The organism is Streptomyces justiciae (assembly GCF_015163075.1).
GTDB classification, from domain to species: Bacteria; Actinomycetota; Actinomycetes; order Streptomycetales; family Streptomycetaceae; genus Streptomyces; species Streptomyces justiciae.
The window spans coordinates 33,387-53,650 of sequence record NZ_JADDXU010000014.1 but is presented as its reverse complement, the minus strand read 5'-3'; the positions used below and the strand labels follow the sequence as shown (position 1 = coordinate 53,650).

24 protein-coding genes and 1 riboswitch are annotated in these 20,264 nt (G+C 70.7%); of the genes, 15 read left to right on the top strand and 9 right to left on the bottom strand.

Annotated elements, in window-relative coordinates:
• The first annotated feature begins 77 nt into the window (after nucleotides 1-77).
• Nucleotides 78-743, top strand: a complete 666-nt coding sequence (locus IQ210_RS32595) for a TetR family transcriptional regulator (RefSeq protein ID WP_194082781.1) — start codon at nucleotides 78-80, stop codon at nucleotides 741-743.
• 260 nt (nucleotides 744-1,003) lie between these two features.
• Here IQ210_RS32595 and IQ210_RS32590 read toward each other — a convergent pair whose 3' ends face one another.
• From IQ210_RS32590 to IQ210_RS32580, 3 genes are read right to left on the bottom strand one after another with little or no spacing between them, the layout of a single operon-like run.
• On the bottom strand, nucleotides 1,004-1,867 hold the full coding sequence (locus IQ210_RS32590; RefSeq protein WP_194082780.1) for a tetratricopeptide repeat protein: 864 nt from the start codon (nucleotides 1,865-1,867) through the stop codon (nucleotides 1,004-1,006).
• A 45-nt stretch (nucleotides 1,868-1,912) separates the two neighbouring features.
• The gene (locus tag IQ210_RS32585; RefSeq protein ID WP_194082779.1) at nucleotides 1,913-2,185 is read right to left on the bottom strand and encodes a ferredoxin; all 273 of its coding nucleotides are present in this window, start codon (nucleotides 2,183-2,185) and stop codon (nucleotides 1,913-1,915) included.
• Between the two features lie 5 nt (nucleotides 2,186-2,190).
• Complete coding sequence (locus IQ210_RS32580) at nucleotides 2,191-3,648, bottom strand: aldehyde dehydrogenase (RefSeq protein ID WP_194082778.1); 1,458 nt, start codon at nucleotides 3,646-3,648, stop codon at nucleotides 2,191-2,193.
• A 157-nt stretch (nucleotides 3,649-3,805) separates the two neighbouring features.
• Here IQ210_RS32580 and IQ210_RS32575 point away from each other — a divergent pair, with 157 nt between their 5' ends.
• The 4 genes from IQ210_RS32575 (at nucleotide 3,806) to IQ210_RS32560 (ending at nucleotide 6,868) form a co-directional block, all read left to right on the top strand.
• Nucleotides 3,806-4,156, top strand: a complete 351-nt coding sequence (locus IQ210_RS32575) for a hypothetical protein (RefSeq protein ID WP_194082777.1) — start codon at nucleotides 3,806-3,808, stop codon at nucleotides 4,154-4,156.
• Between the two features lie 20 nt (nucleotides 4,157-4,176).
• The gene (locus IQ210_RS32570; protein ID WP_194082776.1) at nucleotides 4,177-5,274 is read left to right on the top strand and encodes a trypsin-like serine peptidase; all 1,098 of its coding nucleotides are present in this window, start codon (nucleotides 4,177-4,179) and stop codon (nucleotides 5,272-5,274) included.
• Between the two features lie 82 nt (nucleotides 5,275-5,356).
• Nucleotides 5,357-6,382: an MBL fold metallo-hydrolase gene (locus IQ210_RS32565; protein ID WP_194082775.1), complete on the top strand. Its 1,026-nt coding sequence runs from the start codon at nucleotides 5,357-5,359 to the stop codon at nucleotides 6,380-6,382.
• A gap of 12 nt (nucleotides 6,383-6,394) precedes the next feature.
• Nucleotides 6,395-6,868: a nuclear transport factor 2 family protein gene (locus IQ210_RS32560; RefSeq protein ID WP_194082774.1), complete on the top strand. Its 474-nt coding sequence runs from the start codon at nucleotides 6,395-6,397 to the stop codon at nucleotides 6,866-6,868.
• Here the strand turns inward: IQ210_RS32560 and IQ210_RS32555 are convergent.
• Entirely contained in the window at nucleotides 6,863-7,507 is a 645-nt protein-coding gene (locus tag IQ210_RS32555) for a phosphotransferase (protein WP_194082773.1), read from the bottom strand. The two genes, IQ210_RS32560 and IQ210_RS32555, sit on opposite strands and share 6 nt — an antisense overlap.
• Before the next feature lie 36 nt (nucleotides 7,508-7,543).
• Nucleotides 7,544-7,679, top strand: a riboswitch (cobalamin riboswitch).
• Nucleotides 7,680-7,797: 118 nt separating this feature from the next.
• Between IQ210_RS32555 and IQ210_RS32550 the strand changes: the two genes are divergently transcribed.
• The 7 genes from IQ210_RS32550 (at nucleotide 7,798) to IQ210_RS32520 (ending at nucleotide 14,863) form a co-directional block, all read left to right on the top strand.
• A complete protein-coding gene (locus tag IQ210_RS32550; protein ID WP_194082772.1) occupies nucleotides 7,798-9,027 on the top strand; it encodes a prenyltransferase/squalene oxidase repeat-containing protein in 1,230 nt (409 codons plus the stop codon).
• Nucleotides 9,027-9,659: an SCO2322 family protein gene (locus tag IQ210_RS32545; protein WP_228048784.1), complete on the top strand. Its 633-nt coding sequence runs from the start codon at nucleotides 9,027-9,029 to the stop codon at nucleotides 9,657-9,659. The genes IQ210_RS32550 and IQ210_RS32545 overlap by 1 nt, the downstream gene beginning before the upstream one ends.
• Entirely contained in the window at nucleotides 9,652-10,836 is a 1,185-nt protein-coding gene (locus IQ210_RS32540) for a CbiQ family ECF transporter T component (RefSeq protein WP_194082770.1), read from the top strand. The genes IQ210_RS32545 and IQ210_RS32540 overlap by 8 nt, the downstream gene beginning before the upstream one ends.
• Nucleotides 10,833-12,563, top strand: a complete 1,731-nt coding sequence (locus tag IQ210_RS32535) for an ABC transporter ATP-binding protein (RefSeq protein ID WP_194082769.1) — start codon at nucleotides 10,833-10,835, stop codon at nucleotides 12,561-12,563. Before IQ210_RS32540 ends, IQ210_RS32535 begins: the two co-directional genes overlap by 4 nt.
• Complete coding sequence (locus IQ210_RS32530) at nucleotides 12,560-13,360, top strand: ECF transporter S component (protein WP_194082768.1); 801 nt, start codon at nucleotides 12,560-12,562, stop codon at nucleotides 13,358-13,360. Before IQ210_RS32535 ends, IQ210_RS32530 begins: the two co-directional genes overlap by 4 nt.
• Nucleotides 13,361-13,668: 308 nt before the next feature.
• Nucleotides 13,669-14,088, top strand: a complete 420-nt coding sequence (locus IQ210_RS32525; RefSeq protein ID WP_194082767.1) for an aggregation-promoting factor C-terminal-like domain-containing protein — start codon at nucleotides 13,669-13,671, stop codon at nucleotides 14,086-14,088.
• Nucleotides 14,089-14,197: 109 nt separating this feature from the next.
• A complete protein-coding gene (locus IQ210_RS32520; protein ID WP_322657195.1) occupies nucleotides 14,198-14,863 on the top strand; it encodes a YoaK family protein in 666 nt (221 codons plus the stop codon).
• 21 nt (nucleotides 14,864-14,884) lie between these two features.
• Here IQ210_RS32520 and IQ210_RS32515 read toward each other — a convergent pair whose 3' ends face one another.
• From IQ210_RS32515 to IQ210_RS32505, 3 genes are read right to left on the bottom strand one after another with little or no spacing between them, the layout of a single operon-like run.
• The gene (locus tag IQ210_RS32515; RefSeq protein ID WP_194082766.1) at nucleotides 14,885-15,346 is read right to left on the bottom strand and encodes a pyridoxamine 5'-phosphate oxidase family protein; all 462 of its coding nucleotides are present in this window, start codon (nucleotides 15,344-15,346) and stop codon (nucleotides 14,885-14,887) included.
• Nucleotides 15,343-15,798: a hypothetical protein gene (locus tag IQ210_RS32510; RefSeq protein ID WP_228048782.1), complete on the bottom strand. Its 456-nt coding sequence runs from the start codon at nucleotides 15,796-15,798 to the stop codon at nucleotides 15,343-15,345. Before IQ210_RS32510 ends, IQ210_RS32515 begins: the two co-directional genes overlap by 4 nt.
• 57 nt (nucleotides 15,799-15,855) lie before the next feature.
• A complete protein-coding gene (locus IQ210_RS32505) occupies nucleotides 15,856-16,215 on the bottom strand; it encodes an ATP-binding protein (protein WP_194082765.1) in 360 nt (119 codons plus the stop codon).
• A 110-nt stretch (nucleotides 16,216-16,325) separates the two neighbouring features.
• Here IQ210_RS32505 and IQ210_RS32500 point away from each other — a divergent pair, with 110 nt between their 5' ends.
• A complete protein-coding gene (locus IQ210_RS32500) occupies nucleotides 16,326-17,153 on the top strand; it encodes a helix-turn-helix domain-containing protein (protein ID WP_194082764.1) in 828 nt (275 codons plus the stop codon).
• Nucleotides 17,134-17,319 (top strand): DUF397 domain-containing protein, encoded by a 186-nt coding sequence (locus IQ210_RS32495; protein ID WP_194082763.1) that lies wholly within the window; start codon nucleotides 17,134-17,136, stop codon nucleotides 17,317-17,319. The genes IQ210_RS32500 and IQ210_RS32495 overlap by 20 nt, the downstream gene beginning before the upstream one ends.
• Here the strand turns inward: IQ210_RS32495 and IQ210_RS32490 are convergent.
• Nucleotides 17,303-17,542 (bottom strand): hypothetical protein, encoded by a 240-nt coding sequence (locus tag IQ210_RS32490; RefSeq protein WP_194082762.1) that lies wholly within the window; start codon nucleotides 17,540-17,542, stop codon nucleotides 17,303-17,305. The genes IQ210_RS32495 and IQ210_RS32490 overlap by 17 nt on opposite strands.
• 64 nt (nucleotides 17,543-17,606) lie before the next feature.
• Nucleotides 17,607-18,776 (bottom strand): steroid 3-ketoacyl-CoA thiolase, encoded by a 1,170-nt coding sequence (locus tag IQ210_RS32485; RefSeq protein ID WP_194082761.1) that lies wholly within the window; start codon nucleotides 18,774-18,776, stop codon nucleotides 17,607-17,609.
• 236 nt (nucleotides 18,777-19,012) lie between these two features.
• Between IQ210_RS32485 and IQ210_RS32480 the strand changes: the two genes are divergently transcribed.
• Nucleotides 19,013-20,248 carry a cytochrome P450 gene (locus IQ210_RS32480; protein WP_194082760.1) on the top strand — a complete coding sequence of 412 codons (1,236 nt, stop codon included), beginning with the start codon at nucleotides 19,013-19,015 and terminating at the stop codon, nucleotides 20,246-20,248.
• Nucleotides 20,249-20,264: the final 16 nt, after the last annotated feature.

Here is a 20,264-nt window from a genome sequence, read left to right as displayed (position 1 = left end):
TCGCGCCACGGCCGAGGCCCCTGTCATGCTGTGCGATCATTCGCCCTCACCGATTGTCACGGAACGGGACCCGACCCATGCCTGCGCAAGCCAAGCCACCGGCCAAACCGGTCAAGCCGGTCAAGGTCGAAGCCGGTACGGCGCGGACCGACTCGCCGCCGCTCACCGAGCGGCAGGAGGCCCGTCGGCGCCGCATCCTGCACGCGAGCGCCCAGTTGGCGAGCCGGGGCGGCTTCGACGCCGTGCAGATGCGGGAGGTCGCGGAGTCCTCCCAGGTGGCGCTCGGGACGCTGTACCGGTACTTCCCGTCGAAGGTGCATCTGCTGGTCGCGACCATGCAGGACCAGCTGGAGCACATGCACGGCACGCTGCGGAAGAAGCCTCCGCAGGGCGAGACGGCGGCGGAGCGGGTGGCGGAGACGCTGATGCGCGCCTTCCGCGCGCTCCAGCGTGAGCCGCATCTGGCCGACGCGATGGTCCGCGCGCTCACCTTCGCCGACCGGAGCGTCTCCCCCGAGGTCGACCAGGTGTCGCGGCAGACCACAGTGATCATCCTGGACGCGATGGGGCTGGCCGACCCGACGCCGGCGCAGCTCTCCGCGGTCCGGGTCATCGAGCACACCTGGCACTCGGCGCTGATCACCTGGCTCTCGGGGCGCGCCTCCATCGCCCAGGTCAAGATCGACATCGAGACGGTGTGCCGGCTGATCGATCTCACAGCACCTGAAGGCGAAGGGCCGTAGAAAACCTACGAGACGGGTTCCCTTCGCCGGCATGGTCCGGATCAGGTTCTGGGGGTCGCCTTCCGGCCTTACCGCTGCCTTCCGGCCTCTCAGCCCGACCGTCGACGTCGGCACCGGCGGATGCTGAACCTCCGCGTCGCGCCAGAGTCGGCTACTCCGGTCGGACTCCCTCACTCGTCCCGTAGGCCACTTCCAGAATAGAACGCCAGAGCGGGGACGGAACCCCCTAATTTGGATATTTTTTCGCGGCCACGCCCCACCTATCCGACCGGCTCCAGCCCGCTCCAGCTCCGCCCGATCGCCGTCTGTCCCGCCCACCGCTCCAGCAGCCGGCGCGCCTCCTCCGGCGGGGCCGCGAGCGAGAGCTGCTGGGCGCCCGCCTCGACGCTGCGCTCCTGCTCGTGGGTGCCCTCGCTGCAGCAGGCGCACAGCATCCGGATGCTGCTCGCGGGCTCGGCGCCGTAGCCGTGCTCGGTGAACAGCCCGACCAGCGCCTCCAGGTCGGCGCGCTCGCCCGCGGCGACGGTCACCTCCAGGGTGGGCAGCTCGGAGGCCTCGAAGAGCAGCAGCTCGTCGAAGACGGGGAAGGTCGCGCCGTCGACGATCCGCTCGCCGTTCGGTGCGCCGTCGTGGACGACGATCTCGCCGTAGCGCCGTCCGCCGGTGAGCGGCACGTTGAGCACGCGGCCGCGCGTCGGACACAGCCGTTCGACCCATACGACCTCCCGCTCGCCGCCCGTGTCGAGCCGCACGCACGCGTGCCCGCCCGGGGTTTCGATCTCGCCCTCCCCGTCCGGGAGTTCGATGCCGAAGCCGGCCCAGGCGTCCCGCGCCGTCGCCCAGTCGCGCTGGATGGTCGCCGCGATACCGAGGTTCCAGTACGCCGGGTCGCCCTGCCCTCGGGGCGAACGCGCCGCGGCCTCGCGCCCCAGCTCGTACGCCTTCTGCCAGTTGCGCAGGAACTTGTGGGCGAGCGCGGCGTCGTACCACCACACCGCGCTGTCCTTCTCGTCCGGGAAGTGTGCGAGCACCTCCTCGAAGCCCCCGGCCGCGCCCAGCCAGTCCTCCGCGTCCCACGCCTCGTACGCCTGCTTGATCAGCCGCTTGGCCTCGGACTTCCGCACGCTCACTCCCGCGATCCCTGATGACGACCGCAGGAGCCTAAGGGTTCACTCCTCGGGCGGGAACACCGGCTCCCCGCTGCCCAGGAGTGTGATCATGATGGCCTCGACCGGGCAGTTCTCGGCGGCCTCCAGGACCTTCTCGTTGGCGTCGGTCTCCGGTTCGACGGGGTGGGACTGCATGCCGGAGTCGAGTCGGAAGGCGCCCTGGGCGCGGTGGACGCACTGGGCCGAGCCGATGCAGATCGAACGGTCGACCTCTACCTGCCAGCGGTCCCCCGCCCCCACGCTCGAATACGCTCGCGCGGGAGGTACCCCCATCGCGCTCACGCCTCCCAGCCGGCCGGGAGGTGGATCATCTTGTGTTCGAGGTATTCGCCGTAGCCTTCCGGGCCGAACTCCCGGCCCAACCCCGAGTTCTTGTAGCCGCCGAACGGGCCGAGCATGTCCAGGCTGAAGGTGTTGACGTTGTACGTGCCCGTCCGCACCCCGCGCGCGAACTCGATGCCGTGGGCCACGTCCGCCGTCCACACGCTGCCGCTGAGCCCGTAGTCGGAGTCGTTCGCGATCTTCGCGGCCTCGGCCTCGTCGCCGTACGGGAGAAGGCAGATGACCGGGCCGAAGATCTCCTCGCGGGCGATCCGCATGGAGTTGTCGACGTCGCCGAAGAGGGTGGGCTCCACGTACCAGCCCCTGTCCAGGCCCGGCGGACGGCCGCCGCCGGTGAGGATCTTCGCGCCCTCCTCCTGGCCGATCCGTATGTAGTCGAGATTGCGTCGCTGCTGGCGTTGGGCCACAAGAGGCCCGACCTGCGTGGCCGGGTCCAGCGGGTCGCCGACCACGAGCGCGCTCGCCGCCGCCGCGAAGGCGTCCGCGAACTCGTCGTAGCGCGAGCGCGGGAGGAGGATGCGGGTCTGGGCGACGCACGCCTGGCCGTTGTTCATCCAGGCGGCCGGCACGACACCGGCGACCGTCGACTCCACGTCCGCGTCCGGCAGCACAACCGCCGCCGATTTCCCGCCCAGTTCGAGGGTGACGCGGGTCAGATTCCGTGACGCGACCTCCATCACGCGCTTGCCCGCCGCCACCGAGCCGGTGAAGGAGACCTTGTCCACGCCGGGGTGTCCGACCAGGTACTCACTGACCTCACGGTCGGCCGGGAGGATCGACAGCACGCCCTCCGGCAGCCCGGCCTCCCTCGTGATCTCGGCCAGCAGATACGCGTCCAGCGGCGACTCCGGCGACGGCTTGAGGATCACCGTGCAGCCGGTGAGCAGCGCGGGCGCGAGCTTGGCGGCGGCGACGAACTGCGGGACGTTCCACGGCACTACGGCCGCGACGACGCCGACCGGCTCACGGCGGACGAGGATCTTGCCGAGGACTCCGTCGCGCTGCTCCTCGTACGTGAAGTTCCGCGCGACGGTGATCGCCGCGTCCCACACCATCATCGCGCCGAGCGCCTGCGCGAGGACGCTCCAGGAGTACGGCGACCCGTTCTCGGAGGAGATCACGCGGGCGATCTCCTCGTGCCGGGTGAGGATGCCGTCCTTGATGCGGGTGACGACCTCAATGCGCTCGTCGAGGCTCATCCGCGGCCAGGGTCCCTCGTCGAAGGCGCGCCGGGCGGCGGCGACGGCGGCGTCCACGTCCGCCTGCGCGGCGTGCGGGACGCGTCCGATGACCTCCTCGGTGTGCGGGGAGATCACCTCGATGACGTCCTTGCCGAGGGGGTCGGTCAACTCCCCGCCGATGAACAGCTGTCCGTGTTCCACGAGCTCGGTCATGGCCGACTGCCTCCCCGGGAGCTGACTCTGACGGTTCATCAGATAACGGAACTGATACCAGTTCTACTCGGATGAGTCCACAGACCTCACACCGGTTCGCCACACCTCCGCGCCCGCCCCGCTCCTACGATGATCAAGTCAGGGGGAGGCAAAGGGAATGGCAAGCAATCGCAAGGTCCGGCGTCGCCGTCCCGTACTCGTCGCGGCGGCCGTCGTGACAGTCGTCGCCTGCGGGACCGGCTGGATGATCTCGGCGCGACAGGGCACTTCCGGCACCGGGGTCTCGGTGGCCACGGAGACCCCCGCCACGCGCGACGAGATGATCCGCGGTCTGCGCGACCTCCTCACCGAGCATGGCCAACAGGTGCCCGACACCTCGGACATGAGCACCCAGGAGATCGAGGAACGCTGGGTGCGGGCCCGCGTGAAGTACTCCGAACCGGCCGAGATGCCGGTGGTGTACGCGTGCGACGGGATCAAGGCCGTGTTCACCCCTGACTGTTGGTAGCCCCCACAGGAAAGAGGGAGATGAACCTCCAGCGCATACGTGTCACCGCGGCCTGTACCGCCGCGCTCCTCGCCGGCCTGGTCACCCCGGCCTCGGCACAGACACCCGAGACGCCCGCCGGCTCCACCCGCGCGGCCGTCTCCATGGACGAGGAGACCAAGCCCGCCGGGAAGATCCGGGAGTACTGGACGAAGGAGCGGCTCAAGAGAGCCCTCGCCAACCCGGTGGACGCCCCGGTCCGCAAGGCCCCTGCCAAGAAGAGCACCGCGGCCCCCGCCCCCACCGGCGTCACCGTCTCCGCCGACGCGGTGGCCCCCTCCACCACCCGCACCACCACCTCCCTGCTGTCGACGCAGGCCGCCGCCGCGGCCGACATCGCCGTCGCACAGGACGTCCCGGCGTCCACGTCCATCCCCAACGTGGTCGTCGGCAAGCTCACCTTCACCACGCCCGGCGGCGACCAGGGCTCCTGCTCCGCCTCGGTGATCGTCTCCGACACCGCCAACACCATCTGGACGGCGGGCCATTGCGTCCACCTCGGCGACGGCAGCGGTGACGCGGGCTGGTTCACCAACCTGCTCTTCATGCCGGGCTACAAGGACGGCCAGATGCCGTGGGGTTACTGGGAGGCCGACCGCAAGTACGCCCCCACGTCCTGGCTGGACAGCGGTGACATGACCGACTCCGACATGGCCGCCGTGGTGCTCAAGCCGCACGCCACGTACGGCAACCTCCAGGACAACATCGGCGCCCTGGGGTACGTGTTCGGGGACACCACCGACTACTCGGACGCCTTCGTCGTCGGGTACCCCGCCAACGGGTACCACCGCACCGACATGGACGGCGAGCAGATGATGTACTGCTACGGCAACACGGAGGACGCCGCGCCCTTCTGGCCGCTGGACAACCGGCTGAAGTGGGACTGCGACATGGGCGAGGGCTCCAGCGGCGGCCCGGTGTTCATCGGCGCGCTGGGCGGCAACCCGCAGATCATCGGTGCCGTCAGCCATCACGAGGCCGACGCCACGACGGGTGAGCGGGTCAGCGACGACCAGTTCTCCGCACAGCACTCCGCGAAGGCGGCCGCGGTGATCGACGAGGTCAACGCGAGCGCGTAACGCCACGCACAGACAGGTGACTTGGGCTCCTATCGAAACCCGTTCTAGTTATAGTGGCCGGAACGCGGCGACAGGGGAGCCCATGACACAGGTCAGTTATCACGGCGGCGGCGTCCGTTCCATCCGTGTCCCCATCCCGGACAACCCCCTGGGCTACACGCTCGTGTACGTCGTCGACACCGACGGCGGCCCGGTGCTGGTCGACACGGGCTGGGACGACCCGGCCTCCTGGGACACCCTCGCCGAGGGCCTCACCGCCTGCGGCACCTCACCGGACGACATCCACGGGGTGGTGATCACGCATCACCACCCCGACCACCACGGCCTGTCGGGCAAGGTGCGCGAGGCGTCCGGCGCCTGGATCGCGATGCACGCGGCGGACGCGGCCATCGTCCGCCGCACCGGCGAGACCCGCCCCGAGCGCTGGTTCGCCTATATGACAGCCAAGTTGGAGGCCGCGGGCGCCCCCGAGGACCATGTGTCCCCCTTGCGCGCCGCCCGCCCGCGCCGCCTCCCCGGCTTCTCCCCCGCCGTTCCGGACCGCGAGATCGTCCCCGGCGACCTCCTGCCCCTCCCCGGCCGCCGATTGCGCGCGATCTGGACGCCGGGCCACACCCCGGGCCATGTCTGCCTCCACCTGGAGGAACAGCACCCGGCCCAACTCCCGGGCCACGGCCGTCTGTTCTCCGGCGACCACCTGCTCCCCGAGATCACCCCGCACATCGGCCTGTACGAGGACCCCGACGACGCCACCGTCACCGACCCCCTCGGCGACTACCTCGACTCCCTGGAACGCGTCGGCCGCCTCGCCCCCGCGGAGATCCTCCCGGCCCACCAGTACGTCTTCACCGACGCCCCCGCCCGCGTAAGGGAGTTGCTGACCCACCACGAGGAACGCCTCGACGGGCTGCGCACGTTGCTCGTCGAGCCGCTCACGCCCTGGCAGGTCGCCGAGCGCATGGAGTGGAACCGCCCCTGGGCCGAAATCCCGTACGGCTCAAGGAACATCGCCGTCTCGGAGGCGGAGGCGCATCTGCGGCGCCTGGTGAAGCTGGGCCGGGCGGAGGCGGTACCGGGAAGCGAGCCGGTGATGTACATGGCCGTGTGATCCCATGGCGGCATGGACCCCTTGGAACAGCTCCTGGCCGAGCGCGCCTGCGAACGCCTGATCATCGACTTCGTCCACCGCCTCGACCTCGGCGAACCGGGCTCCGTCGCCGAGCTGTTCACCGAGGACGGCGTATGGGAGTGGCCGCTCCCGGCCGGGGACGGGCGGCGCTCCGAGGGCCGCGAGGCGCTGCGGACGTACTTCGGCTCCCGGCCGGCGGATCGCCTCTCGCGCCGGGTGATGTCGAACATCCTCGTCACGGTGACGTCCCCGGACACGGCGACGGCGACCTCGTACTTCACGACGTACCGCGTCGACGGCCACGAGGGCGACGCCCACGGCCCGATCCCGCCGGGTCCGCCGGTGCAGGTCGGTCAGTACGAGGACGAGTTCCGGAGGTCGGCGGAGGGCACGTGGCTGCTGGCGGCGCGGCGGCTCAGGCTGCCGTTCGGGGGCCCGACGCCGGTCAGGACAGGAAGGTCATGACAGGTAGGTCCTGATCAAGTCCTCGGCGGCACCGAGCAGTTCGGTCTCGCGCCGGCTCATCGTCGGGTTGTGCGCCCGCCGTTCCCGCGCCTCCGCCAGCCCCTCCTCCGTGAGGTCGGACGGGTCGGCGAGCAGCGCGGGCAGCATCTCGCGGGCCGGCCCGGCGATCGGTTCGCCGTCGACGGCGACCTGGGCGAGGATCACGGCGGACATGCCCCAGTCGAGCCCGGGGTCGCCTTCCTCGGCGTTGGCCCAGTCGATGACGTAGGGCCCGTCGTCGGTGAGCATGACGTTGTCGGGGTGGAGATCCAGGTGGACGATCCGTCCGGGAACGGCGTGGAGTTGCCGTAGCAGCCGTGCCAGCACCGTCCCCGCCTCGCGGGCGTCGATCCGCCCGGCGGCGAAGGCGGCCAGCATGGTCGGCCCGTGCAGCCGCCGCATGACGAGGTCGCCGCGCGAGGAGGCGTCGAGCCGGACCTGGGGTACGGGGTAGCCGTGCCCGCGCACATGTTCCATGACGGCCGCTTCCGCCAGGGCGTCCGCGTAGCCCTCCCGGTCACGCCGCAGCACCCAGTCGTCGTCGATCTCGTACACGTCGGAAGCCCGCCCCGAGCCGATGAGTCTCCCCGTGATCTCCATGCGCCCGAACCTATCGCTGCTCACAGGAGCCCCTCAGCCGCTTGTTTACGGCCGGGTAGAGTGGCCGCGTCGTCATCACACCCGTACGGGGGGAAGCCGGTGCAATTCCGGCGCTGACCCGCAACCGTAAGCCCTTTCGGGCAAGCCGGATCGCCCCGCACGGAGCAGTTGACCGGCTCACGCGCACCGGCATCCGGCCGGTGCACGGCACCGTCGAGGTCTACGGGGCCGAGCCGCCGGGGGGTTTCCCGTGCGCCCGGCTCCCTTGCAGGGAGAGGCAACCGCCGATCATGAACGTCCGCCGCAGCGCCGCGGTCCTGGCCGCCACCGCCGTGATCGGCACGGCCACACCGGCCGTGGCCGCCGATCCGTCCGCCTCGCCTTCGCCGTCGGTGGCGATACCGGAGGGGCTGTACGGGGCCGGAGACCCGACGTATGACGGGGTGTGGCGGCAGTCGCTGGCGCTGATCGCGCAGCACCGGGCGGATGTGCGGCCCGCGGCGAAGGCCGTCGACTGGCTGGCCGGCCAGCAGTGCGCCAACGGGTCGTTCGCTCCGTTCCGCGCCGACCCCGCCAAGGCCTGCGACAGCAAGACCCTGGTCGACACCAACAGCACGGCAGCCGCCGTCCAGGCCCTTTCGGCGCTCGGCGAGCACCAGGCCGTGGTCGACAAGGCGGAGACCTGGCTGCGGTCCTGGCAGAACAAGGACGGCGGCTGGGGCTACACACCGGGCGGACCCAGCGACGCCAACTCGACCGCCGTGGTCATCGGCGCGCTCAGCGCGACCGGCCTCGACCCCGCGAAGGACGTCCTGCGCAACGGCCACTCGCCCTACGACGCGCTCCTGGACCTGGCCCTGCCCTGTGCCGACGGCGGCGGCTTCGCCTACCAGCCGGACAAGAAGGGCAAGCTGGCCGTCAACGCCGACGCGACCGCGGCGGCCGTCGTCGGCGCCGCGGGCCTCAACATGGTGACGGCCCAGGCCGACGACCGGGGCAAGGGCGACTGCGCCGACGGTCCCGCCGACCCCGAGCAGGCCGCGACCAACGGCGCCGCCTACCTCGCGAAGGCGGTCCGGAAGGACGGCTACCTCAAGTCCGCGCTCCCGGGCTCCGAGGACCAGCCCGACTACGGCAACACCGCGGACGCGGTCGTCGCCCTCGCCGTGCGCGACGGCGCGTCGGCCGCGCGCGAGCCGCTCGCGTGGCTGGAGAAGAACTCCGCGGACTGGGCGAAGCAGAGCGGCCCCGCGGCTTACGCGCAGCTGATCATCGCCGCCGAGACGGCCGGCGCCGACCCCCGTGACTTCGGCGGCACGGACCTGGTGAAGCAGCTCAACGCCCTGGGGCCGGCGCCGCGGAAGCCGGCCACCGCGGCCAAGGCGGACAAGGCCGACAAGGCCGACAAGGCCGACGACGGCTCCGGCAACGCCGTGTGGTGGACGGTCCTCGCCGGTCTCGCCGCCGGTGCCGGCGTCGGCATGCTGCTCAGCGGCCGCAACAGGAAGCGCCACCAGTGATGCGCCGCCTCACCCCCCTCCTCCTGGCGGCGCTCTGCCTCCTCCCCCTCTCCACCCAGGCCGCCCACGCCACCGGCTACCGCTACTGGTCCTTCTGGGACCGCACCGGCACGGCCTGGACCTACGCCACCCAGGGCCCCGCCACCGCGGTCCCCTCGGACGGCGACGTCCAGGGCTTCCGCTTCGCGGTGAGCGAGGACTCGGCAGACGCGACGAAGCCACGCGGCACGGCGTCGTTCGCGAAGATCTGCGCCAACACCCCTTCCGCGAGCGGCAAGAAGCGCGTGGCCCTGATCATCGACTTCGGCACCCGGACGGACGCCCCGTCAGGCGAAACCCCACCGGCACTCCGCACGCGCTGCGCACTGGTCCCGAAGAACGCCACCACGGCAGAAGCCCTGGCATCGGTGGCCAAGCCCCTCCGCTACGACACGAACGCCTTGCTGTGCGCGATCGCCGGGTATCCGGAGACCGGCTGCGGCGAGCCGGTGGCGACGGGAAAGAAGGAGACGTCGGCGAAGAAGAAGACGTCGAGCGAGGGTCCGTCGGTGGGCCTGTTCGCAGGCGCGGCAGCGGTGGCGGCGTTGGGAGCAGCGGCGATGTGGCAGGCAAGGCGTCGCAGGCATGGTTGACGCGTCCGCGCGTAGTTGCGGGCAGTCGTGCCGCAGGGCGGCACGGGTGGGCGCAACGGCACCCCGCCGGCGCGGGCAAGCAAAACCCACCCCCGCCCAGCACCAACCCCGCCCCACCACTCTCCACCCCGGCGCCTGGTGGCTCTGGTCCCTCTCCCTCGGCATCGCAGCCACCCGCACCACCAACCCCCTCCTCCTCACCCTCCTCATAGTCACGTCCGCCTACGTAGTAGCCGCCCGCCGCCCCCACACCCCCTGGGCCCGCTCCTACTCCGCCTTCGTCAAGCTCGCCCTCGCCGTCCTCCTCATCCGCCTCACCTTCGCCGTCACCCTCGGCTCCCCCCTCCCCGGCACCCACACCCTCGTCACCCTCCCCGAGGTCCCCCTCCCGGACTGGGCCCAAGGCATCCGCCTCGGCGGCAAGGTCACCGCGGAAACCCTGACCTTCGCCTTCTACGACGGCCTGAAACTGGCCACCCTCCTCATCTGCGTAGGCGCCGCGAACGCCCTCGCCAGCCCCACCCGCCTCCTCAAGTCCCTCCCCGGCGCGCTGTACGAGATGGGCGTGGCCGTGGTCGTCGCCCTCACCTTCGCCCCGAACCTCATCGCCGACGTCCAGCGCCTCCGCGCCGCCCGCCGCCTCCGCGGCCGCCCCGACTCCGGCCTGCGTGGCCTCCTCCAGGTGGGCCTGCCCGTCCTCGAAGGCGCCCTGGAACGCTCCGTCGCCCTCGCCGCCGCGATGGACGCCCGCGGCTACGGCCGTACCGCCGACGTCCCGCCCCACGTCCGCCGTACGACGACCACGCTCACCCTCGGCGGCCTGCTCGGCGTCTGCGCGGGAACGTACGGCCTGCTCACCGCCGAAGGCGGCACGTACGGCATCCCCGTCCTCCTCGCCGGCGTGACCGCGGCCCTCGCCGGCCTCCGCCTGGGCGGCCGCCGCACCCCCCGCACCCGTTACCGCCCCGACCTCTGGGGCGCCCGCGCCTGGCTGGTGACGGCCTCCGGCGCGGCGGTGGCCGCAGCCCTCGCCATAGCGGCCGTACGAGACCCGGCCGCCCTGCACCCCACCGTCATCCCCCTGACCGCCCCCACCTTCCCCCTCTACCCCGCGGCCGCGATCCTCCTAGGCCTGCTGCCCGCCTTCGTCACCCCGCCCCCCGAGGAGCCGTCGTGATCCGTTTCGAGGACGTCTCCGTCACCTACGACGGCGCGACCGAACCCACCGTGCAGGGCATCGACTTCGAGGTGCCCGAGGGTGAACTCGTCCTCCTCGTCGGCCCGTCCGGCACCGGCAAGTCCACGATCCTCAACTCCGTCAGCGGTCTCGTTCCGCACTTCACCGGCGGCACCCTGCGCGGCCGGGTCACGGTCGCCGGCCGCGACACCCGCACGCACAAGCCCCGCGAACTGGCCGACGTCGTCGGCACGGTGGGCCAGGACCCGATCTCCCACTTCGTCACGGACACGGTCGAGGACGAACTGGCCTACGGCATGGAGTCGTTGGGCCTGCCCCCGGACGTGATGCGCCGCCGCGTCGAGGAAACCCTCGACCTCCTCGGCCTCACCGACCTCCGCGCCCGCCCCATCTCCACCCTCTCCGGCGGCCAGCAGCAACGCGTGGCGATCGGCTCGGTCCTCACCCCCCACCCCCAGGCCCTGATCCTCGACGAACCGACGTCCGCCCTGGACCCGGCCGCAGCGGAAGAAGTCCTGGCGGTCCTCCAACGCCTGGTCCACGACCTGGGCACGACGATCCTGATGGCCGAGCACCGCCTGGAGCGCGTCATCCAGTACGCCGACCAGATAGCCCTCCTGCCGGCCCAGCGCGAGCCCCTGCGCCTGGGCACCCCGGCCGAGATCATGGCCGAGTCGCCGGTGTACCCACCGGTGGTGGACCTGGGCCGGATGGCGGGTTGGTCGCCGCTACCACTCACAGTGAGGGACGCAAGGAGAAGGGCGTCGGGTCTGAGGCAGCGCCTCGCGCAAGCTGCGGGCAGTCGTGCCGCTGGGGCGGCACGGGTGGGCGCAGCGGCACCCCGCAAGCGCGGGCAAGCGACACCCGCCCCCGCCCAGCCCCCACGCCGCTGGTTCCGCAAGCCCACCTCAGCCACTCCACCCCCCTCCCCCCACGCCGCCGAAGTCCAAGCCCTCACAATCCACCGCACCCCCACCCGCGCCCTCACCAGCATCACCCTCACCCTCACCCCCGGCGAAACCCTCGCCCTCATGGGCAGAAACGGCGCCGGCAAATCCACCCTCCTCAACACCCTCGTAGGCCTCATCCCACCCACCTCCGGCACCGTCCGCACCGGCGGAGCCGTCCCCCACCGCACCCCACCCCGCGACCTCATCCGCCACGTCGGCCTGGTCCCCCAGGAACCCCGCGACCTCCTCTACGCAGACACCGTCGCCGCGGAATGCGCCGCAGCCGACGCCGACGCGAGCGCAGCGCCCGGCACCTGCCGCACCCTCCTCACCGACCTCCTCCCAGGCATGACGGATGTCCCCGACGACACCCACCCCCGCGACCTCTCCGAGGGCCAGCGCCTCGCCCTCGCCCTGGCCGTCGTCCTCACCGCCCGCCCCCCACTCCTCCTCCTCGACGAACCCACCCGAGGCCTCGACTACGCGGCGAAGGCCCGCCTGGCCACCGCCCTCAAGAACCTCGCCGCCGAAGGCCACGCCATCGTCCTCGCCACCCACGACGTGGAACTCGCCGCCGAGATCGCCGACCGTGTCGTCCTGCTCGCGGACGGCGAGATCATCGCGGACGGCCCGGCGGCCGACGTGGTCGTGGCGTCGCCCTCCTTCGCCCCGCAGGTGAGCAAGATCCTCGCCCCGCAGAAGTGGCTCACCGTGGCCCAGGTGAAGGACGCCCTCGGAAGCAGCGGACGCTCATGAACGTCATCCACCTCGGCCCCCGCTCCATCGCCGCCCTCGTCCTCGTGAGCGCCGTAGGCGTCGCCGCCCTCGGCTGGCCCTTCCTCGCCCCGCCCCGCTCCCAGCTCAACGCCCACGCGACCGACGCCCCCTGGCTCTTCGCGGGCCTGCTCATCCTGCTCGTGGTCGTGGTCGCAGCGACGATCTCGGAGTCGGGCCTCGGCCCGAAGGCGGTCGCGATGCTCGGCGTACTGGCCGCGACGGGCGCGGCCCTGCGCCCTCTCGGCGCCGGAACCGCCGGTATCGAGCCCATGTTCTTCCTCATGGTGCTCAGCGGCCGCGTCCTCGGCCCCGGCTTCGGATTCACCCTCGGCGGCGTCTCGATGTTCGCGTCGGCCCTGCTCACGGGCGGTGTCGGGCCGTGGATGCCGTTCCAGATGCTGGCCATGGGCTGGTTCGCGATGGGCGCGGGCCTGCTGCCGGGCGCGCGGCGCCTCCGCGGCCGTACCGAACTCACCCTCCTCGCGGTCTACGGCTTCCTCGCCGCCTTCGCCTACGGCACGATCACCAACCTCGCCGGCTGGCCGTTCCTGAGCGGCACCGCCTCGAACATCGCCTTCCAGCCGGACGACTCCGTCCCCGGCAATCTGGCCCGCTTCTTCCTCTACTGCGTGGCCACCTCACTGGGCTGGGACCTGGGCCGGGCGCTGTGCACGGTCGTCCTCACCTTCACGCTCGGCCCGGCCGTGCTCAGGGCACTACGCAGAGCCACCCGCCGCGCCGCCTTCGAGAGCGCGGTCACATTCGAACCCCGTTGATCGGTGAACCACCCCACATGACCCACATCACGAACTAACCGCCCTAGTAGTACATATCGGACGCCATGCCCATGCCATAACAGCCTCTGACCTGCGCATTGAGAGCCAGCTCACACGAACCCCTTCCGCCCCAGATACGACCACCACTAGCAAAAGGGGTCATTGCGGACGCGCTCCAAGCCTGTTTCTCTGGACAACGTCGCACGGCGCCGACAAGCCCACGGGCCTCGGCGCCGACGCATGTACCGGACGCTCACCGCGACCGGCACCGCCCGCGACAGACCACGTCCCCGAAGAAAAGGTTCTCCGTGTCCGTCTCCCGCATCGTTCGCCGCATCGCTTCCCCGAAGAAGGCCATCACCACCGTCGCGATGGCCGCCGCCACCGCCGGTTTCGTGCTGACCGCGGCGCCCGCTCAGGCGGCCACCACCGACTCCGCGGCCCAGGCCAAGGCCATCGCGCACAAGATGATCCCGAACGCCGCCCAGTACAACGCGTTCAGCAACATCGTCGAGCACGAGAGCGGCTGGGACGTCAACGCCACCAACGCCTCCTCCGGCGCCTACGGCCTGGTCCAGGCCCTGCCGGGCTCCAAGATGGCCTCCGCCGGCTCGGACTGGAAGACCAGCGCCGAGACCCAGATCGAGTGGGGCCTCGACTACATGAACTCCCGCTACGGCAGCCCGTCCGGCGCCTGGGCGTTCTGGCAGGCCAACGGCTGGTACTGAGCAGCCTGACGACCGACGACTGACGTACGAAGGCGGCGGCTCCCGTTCCACGGGGGTCGCCGCCTTCGTCGTACGACGATCCCGGCGCCCTCCGTGGTCCACTGACCCGGTGACCACGCACACCACGGAAACCCGGCCGGACCGCGGCCTGCGCCTGGTGCCGGTGCTGCTCGCGCTGACCACGGTCAGCGGGCTCATCGACGCCGTCAGCTATCTCGGCCTCGGCCATGTCTTCACCGCGAACATGACCGGCAACGTGGTGGTCCTCGGCTTCGCGGCGGCGGGCGCCCCCGGCTTCTCCGTCCCCCACACCCTGACCTCGCTGGTCGCCTTCATGATCGGCGCGGCGGTCGGCGGCCGTATCGCCCTCTCCCTCGGCCGGGGCGCCCGCCGCACCTGGGTCCGCCGGACCCTCGCCGCCGAGGCCCTGCTGCTGGCCGCGTCCACCGTGGTCGCCTTCGCCGCGCCCGACGACACCGCCACCGTCTACACCCTCATCGCCGTCACGGCCTTCGCGATGGGCCTGCGCAACGCCACGGTCCGCAAACTGGGCGTCGCCGACCTCACGACCACGGTCCTGACGATGACCCTGACGGGCCTGGCCGCCGACGGTCCGGGAACGCGCCGGGCCCGCCGTACCGCCGCGGTCGCCGCGATGATCGCGGGCGCGGCACTGGGCGCGTGGCTGGTCGTCCACCACGACCTGGGCGTTCCGCTGCTGGTGTCGACCGTGGTGGTGGGCGTACTGGCGGTCGTGGCATCGGGTCGCGAGTAGAGCCGTACGCACGGCCGCCGCTCAGGCGAGCCGCACCGGCACCCGGTGATCCGGCCTGCCGTCCTTGGCCAGCATCCAGTGCGCGTCCGCCACCGCCCGGTACAGCCGCATACCGGAGTCGCCGCGCACGTCCTCGACGGTCCACACCCGCCCGCCGTGCCCCACCGAACGCCGCGAGAACACGTCGAGCGCCGCCACCGCGTCCGCCTCCCCCACCACCCCGGCGACGGCGGACATGTACACGCCCTGCCCGGTCCCGATCTCGGCCGACGAGTCGAAGACCGAGATCCCCACCTCGGCCCGCACCGCGATGTTCCGTGAATGGGTGACCTCCGGCGAGGACACCCAGTAGAACTCCCGATACCCGGCGTGCGCGAAGTAGACGGGCGAACTCCACGGCCGCCCGTCCGCGTCTGCCGTGGCGAGCACCAGATACCGGCTCCCGTCGACGATGCCCCGGGCGATCTCCCCGCGCTCACTCATCGCCCGCTCCTGCGATACGTCAGCCCGAAGTCCCGCTCCCACGGCGCCGATTCGTCCTTCGCCAGCTCCCAGGCCCCCTGGATGACCCCGTCCCCGACCCGCCCGACGAACCGCTGCCGGAAGGACAGCGGAGAGAAGTCCGCCGTCTCCCGCAGCAGCAGCCACTCCACACCGTCGAAGCGCATCGCGTACGTCCGCACGACACCGCGCGAGTCGAAGTAGTGGTACGTGTACGCCCCCGACTCCGGGTCGACGGCGATCACCGCCATGCTGTCGGGCGCTCCGGCGACGGGGATCTCGGTGCGCTGCACCAGGAACCGCCCGTCCAGGTCCCAAGCGAAGACACTGCGTCCGGCGGGGACGTCCGGGTCCGCGAAGTCCGCCTCCACCACCCACTCCCCGACCAGGACGCCGAGTCGCTCCAACGCCTCCTGCCACGCCGCTCCACCCACCGCGGGCACCTCCTCCGTGTGTCTGACGACAGTGGTGACCGCGAGCCCGGCGGAAACTCATCGGCGGCACTCGAACCAGACCGTCTTCCCTCCCCCGGCCGCACGCGCCACACCCCACTTGTCCACGAGGGCGTCCAGCAGCACCAGCCCCCGACCGCCCTCGGCGTCCGGCTCCGACTCACGTCTCATCACCGGCCGTTGGGCACACCCGTCCGTCACCTCGACCCGAACTCCCGCCGTGCGCAGCACCACCAGCTCGCACCGCCGGTCCGGAACATGCCGTACGACGTTGGTGACCAGCTCCGTCACGCCCAGTTCCACGGCGTCGACCAGGTGGGGCATCTCCCACTCGGTGAGCAGCGAGCGGACGATACGGCGGATGTGGCGGACGGAGTGCTCGCCGACCGTGACACGCATGCGGTAGTGCGTGGTGGGGGGAAAGTATGTGTTCACAGGACGAGCCTGAACTGGCTTGACTACGCTGGGCTACAGGCTGGATACAACCCGTTCTGGAGTGGGGGCTGTTCGTGACGCACATCAACGTCCTTGACCCGGGAGCCTCGCCGCTCGACTACTACGGCTACGAGCTCCGGCGGCTACGGGAAGCGGCGGGACTGAGCCAGAAGCAGCTCGGGGAGATCCTCAACTACACCGGCTCCCTCATCGGCCAGATCGAGACGGCGAGGAAGGTCCCGACCCCGGAGTTCAGCGAGCGGGCGGACGCGGCGCTGGGGTCGGACGGGCTGCTGTCGCGGCTCGTGGAGCTGGTGCTACGGAGTCAACTCCCGGCGTGGTTCAGGCAGGTGGCCGAGCTGGAAGCGCGGGCGACGGAGATCTGTACGTTCCAGGCCACGATGATCCACGGCCTCCTCCAGACCCACGCCTACGCACGCGCCACACTCGGCACACTGGATCAGACCGACCTCGACGACCGCACCGCCGTGCGGCTGGCCCGCCAACGCATCTTCGACAAGCCGGAATCGCCCGTCTTCTGGACGGTGATCAGCGAGGCCGCGCTCTACCAGGAGATTGGCGGCCGGGAAATCATGCGCGGCCAACTCGCCCACCTGTTGGGCTTCGAGGACAACCCTCGGATCAACCTCCAGGTGCTGCCGTTCTCAGCCGGAGCGCACACGGGACTTACCGGCTCGTTCACCCTCTTCCGATTCGACAGTGACCCGACCATCGTCTACACCGAGGGGTACGGCAGTGCGCATCCCTCCGCAAACCCGCTCACCGTCAAGGACTGCTCACTCCGTTACGATCATCTGCGGGCCGCCGCTCTGTCCATCCAGGACTCGGCGGAGTTGATCCGGCGTGTGATGGAGGACCGCTATGGAGAGCAAATGGCGTAAGTCGAGCTACAGCAGCGACCAGGGCGGCGAATGTGTCGAGGTCGCCGAAGCCCCCGCCCTCATCGCCATCCGCGACTCCAAGAACCCGGCGGGCCCGATCGTCACCCTCGGACCCGCCGCGTTCCGCCACTTCGTCTCCTGGAGCGGTACTACACCTCGGGTCTGAGACCCAACACCTTCGCCGCCTGATGCGCTCTCCACTCCTTGCGGAACAGGAACGCGCGCAGCACGGCGATCGCGAGGAACAGCAGCCCGAAGCCGCCCCTGCCCAAGCCCCCTACCTGGACGAACCAGTAGAAGCACGCACCGGCCATGGTCAGGCAGATGCCGATGACGATCGGTTCGCGGAGGTAGAAGGGCAGGACGCGGAGGATGAGATTGAGAAACATCGGGCAAGTTGATCAGTCCGCGTCAACTTCTGTCGAGCCCAATTCCGCCGCCTGAATCCGCTGGCTAGATCCGCTGGATGATCGTGCCGGTGGCCAGTCCGCCGCCCGCGCACATCGTGATGAGGGCGAACTCCTTGTCCACGCGCTCCAGTTCATGCAACGCGGTGGTGATCAGCCGGGCGCCCGTGGCTCCGACGGGATGCCCGAGGGCGATCGCGCCGCCGTTCACATTCACCTTCTCCAGGTCCTGCTCGAAGACCTGCGCCCAGCTCAGCACCACGGACGCGAACGCCTCGTTGATCTCGACGACGTCGATGTCCTTCAGGGACATCCCGGCCTTGCCGAGCACGGCCTTGGTCGCGTCGATCGGCCCGTCGAGGTGGAAGTGCGGGTCGGCGCCGACCAGCGCCTGCGCCACGATCCGCGCCCTCGGCCGCAGCTTCAGCGCCCGCGCCATCCGCTTCGAGGCCCACATGATCGCCGACGCGCCGTCGCTGATCTGGGACGAGTTGCCCGCCGTATGGATGGCGGTCGGCATGACCGGCTTCAGGCCGGCCAGCGCCTCCATCGACGTGTCGCGCAGCCCCTCGTCCCGGTCGACGAGCCGCCACATGCCCTGTCCGGCGTGCTGCTCGTCCTCCGTCGTCGGGACCTGCACGGCGAACGTCTCCCGCTTGAACCGCTCCTCGCTCCAGGCGACAGCCGCCCGCTCCTGCGAGATCAGCCCGAGCGAGTCGACGTTCTCGCGGGTCAGCCCGCGATGCCGGGCGATCCGCTCGGCCGCCTCGAACTGATTGGGCAGATCCACGTTCCACTCGTCCGGGAACGGCTTCCCCGGACCGTGCTTCGAACCCGACCCCAGCGGCACCCGAGACATCGCCTCGACACCGCAGGAGATCCCGATGTCGATGACGCCCGCCGCGATGAGGTTGGCCGTCATGTGCGAGGCCTGCTGCGAGGAGCCGCACTGGCAGTCGACCGTCGTCGCGGCCGTCTCGTACGGCAGGCCCATCGTCAGCCAGGCCGTGCGCGCGGGGTTCATGGACTGCTCGCCGGCGTGGGTCACCGTGCCGCCGACGATCTGCTCGACGCAGTCGGCGGGGATGCCGGTGCGGCCGAGGAGTTCACGGTAGGTCTCGCCCAGCAGATAGGCGGGGTGGAGGTTGGCGAGCGCGCCACCGCGCCTGCCGATGGGGGTGCGTACGGCTTCGACGATCACGGGTTCCGCGGCCATGAAAGGAGTTCCTCTCCTTGCGTACCCGCGCGGCGCGGGGGCGTCCCGGCCCGGCCCGCCACGCGGAACTAGTACGTGTTCTAGTTCCACGTGCAGTCTGCTGACAGGGAGTCCATCGCCGCAAGAGTCGTGCACGCCTCTTGCTACTTCTAGAACCCGTTACTACGTTCACCGCACGACCTGATGGACCGTCAGAAGACCGCCGAGCAAGGCTGGAACACGGCTGGAGCTGCCCCATGACCTGTCCAGAGCTCCCCGACGGGTTCGACCTCACCGACCCCGATCTGCTGCAACAGCGCGTTCCGCTGCCGGAGTTCGCCGCACTGCGCCGCGCGGAACCGGTCCGCTGGATTCCCCAGTCGGGCAACATCGCCGGTTTCCAGGACGAGGGCTACTGGGCGGTGACACGGCACGCGGACGTCAAGTACGTGTCCACGCACCCCGAACTCTTCTCCTCCACCCTCAACACCGCGATCATCCGCTTCAACGAGCACATCGAACGCGACGCGATCGACGCCCAGCGCCTGATCCTGCTCAACATGGACCCGCCGGAGCACACCCGCGTCCGCAGCATCGTGCAACGCGTGTTCACCCCGCGCGCCATCCGCGCCCTGGAGGACAACCTCCGCGCCCGCGCCGGCGCCATCGCGGCGAACGCCCGCCAACACCCCGGCTCCTTCGACTTCGTCACCGAGGTCGCCTGCGAACTGCCCCTCCAGGCCATCGCGGAGCTCATCGGCATCCCGCAGGACGACCGGGCCAAGATCTTCGACTGGTCCAACAAGATGATCTCGTACGACGATCCCGAGTACGCGATCACCGAGGAGGTCGGCCAGCAGTCGGCGATGGAGCTCATCGCCTTCGCGATGAACATGGCGGCCGACCGCAAGCAGTGCCCGGCGAAGGACATCGTGACGACCCTGGTCGCGGCGGAGGACGAAGGCAACCTGAACTCCGACGAGTTCGGCTTCTTCGTGCTGATGCTGGCCGTCGCCGGCAACGAGACCACCCGCAACGCCATCACCCACGGCATGCACGCCTTCCTCACCCACCCCGACCAGTGGGAGCTGTACAAGGCCGAGCGGCCGGCGACCGCGGCGGAGGAGATCGTCCGCTGGGCCACCCCGGTCAACGCCTTCCAGCGCACCGCCACCCAGGACACCGAACTCGGCGGCAAGCTGATCAGGAAGGGCGACCGGGTCGGCATCTTCTACGCCGCCGCCAACCACGACCCCGACGTCTTCACCGACCCCGACACCTTCGACATCACCCGCGACCCCAACCCCCACCTCGGTTTCGGAGGCGGCGGCCCGCACTACTGCCTGGGCAAGTCCCTGGCCGTGCTGGAGATCGACCTGATCTTCAACGCGATCGCCGACGCGATGCCGAACCTGGTCCTGACCGGAGACCCCCGCCGCCTCCGCTCGGCATGGATCAACGGCGTCAAGGAACTCCAGGTCAGCATGGCCTGACTCCCCCCGTTCCCGG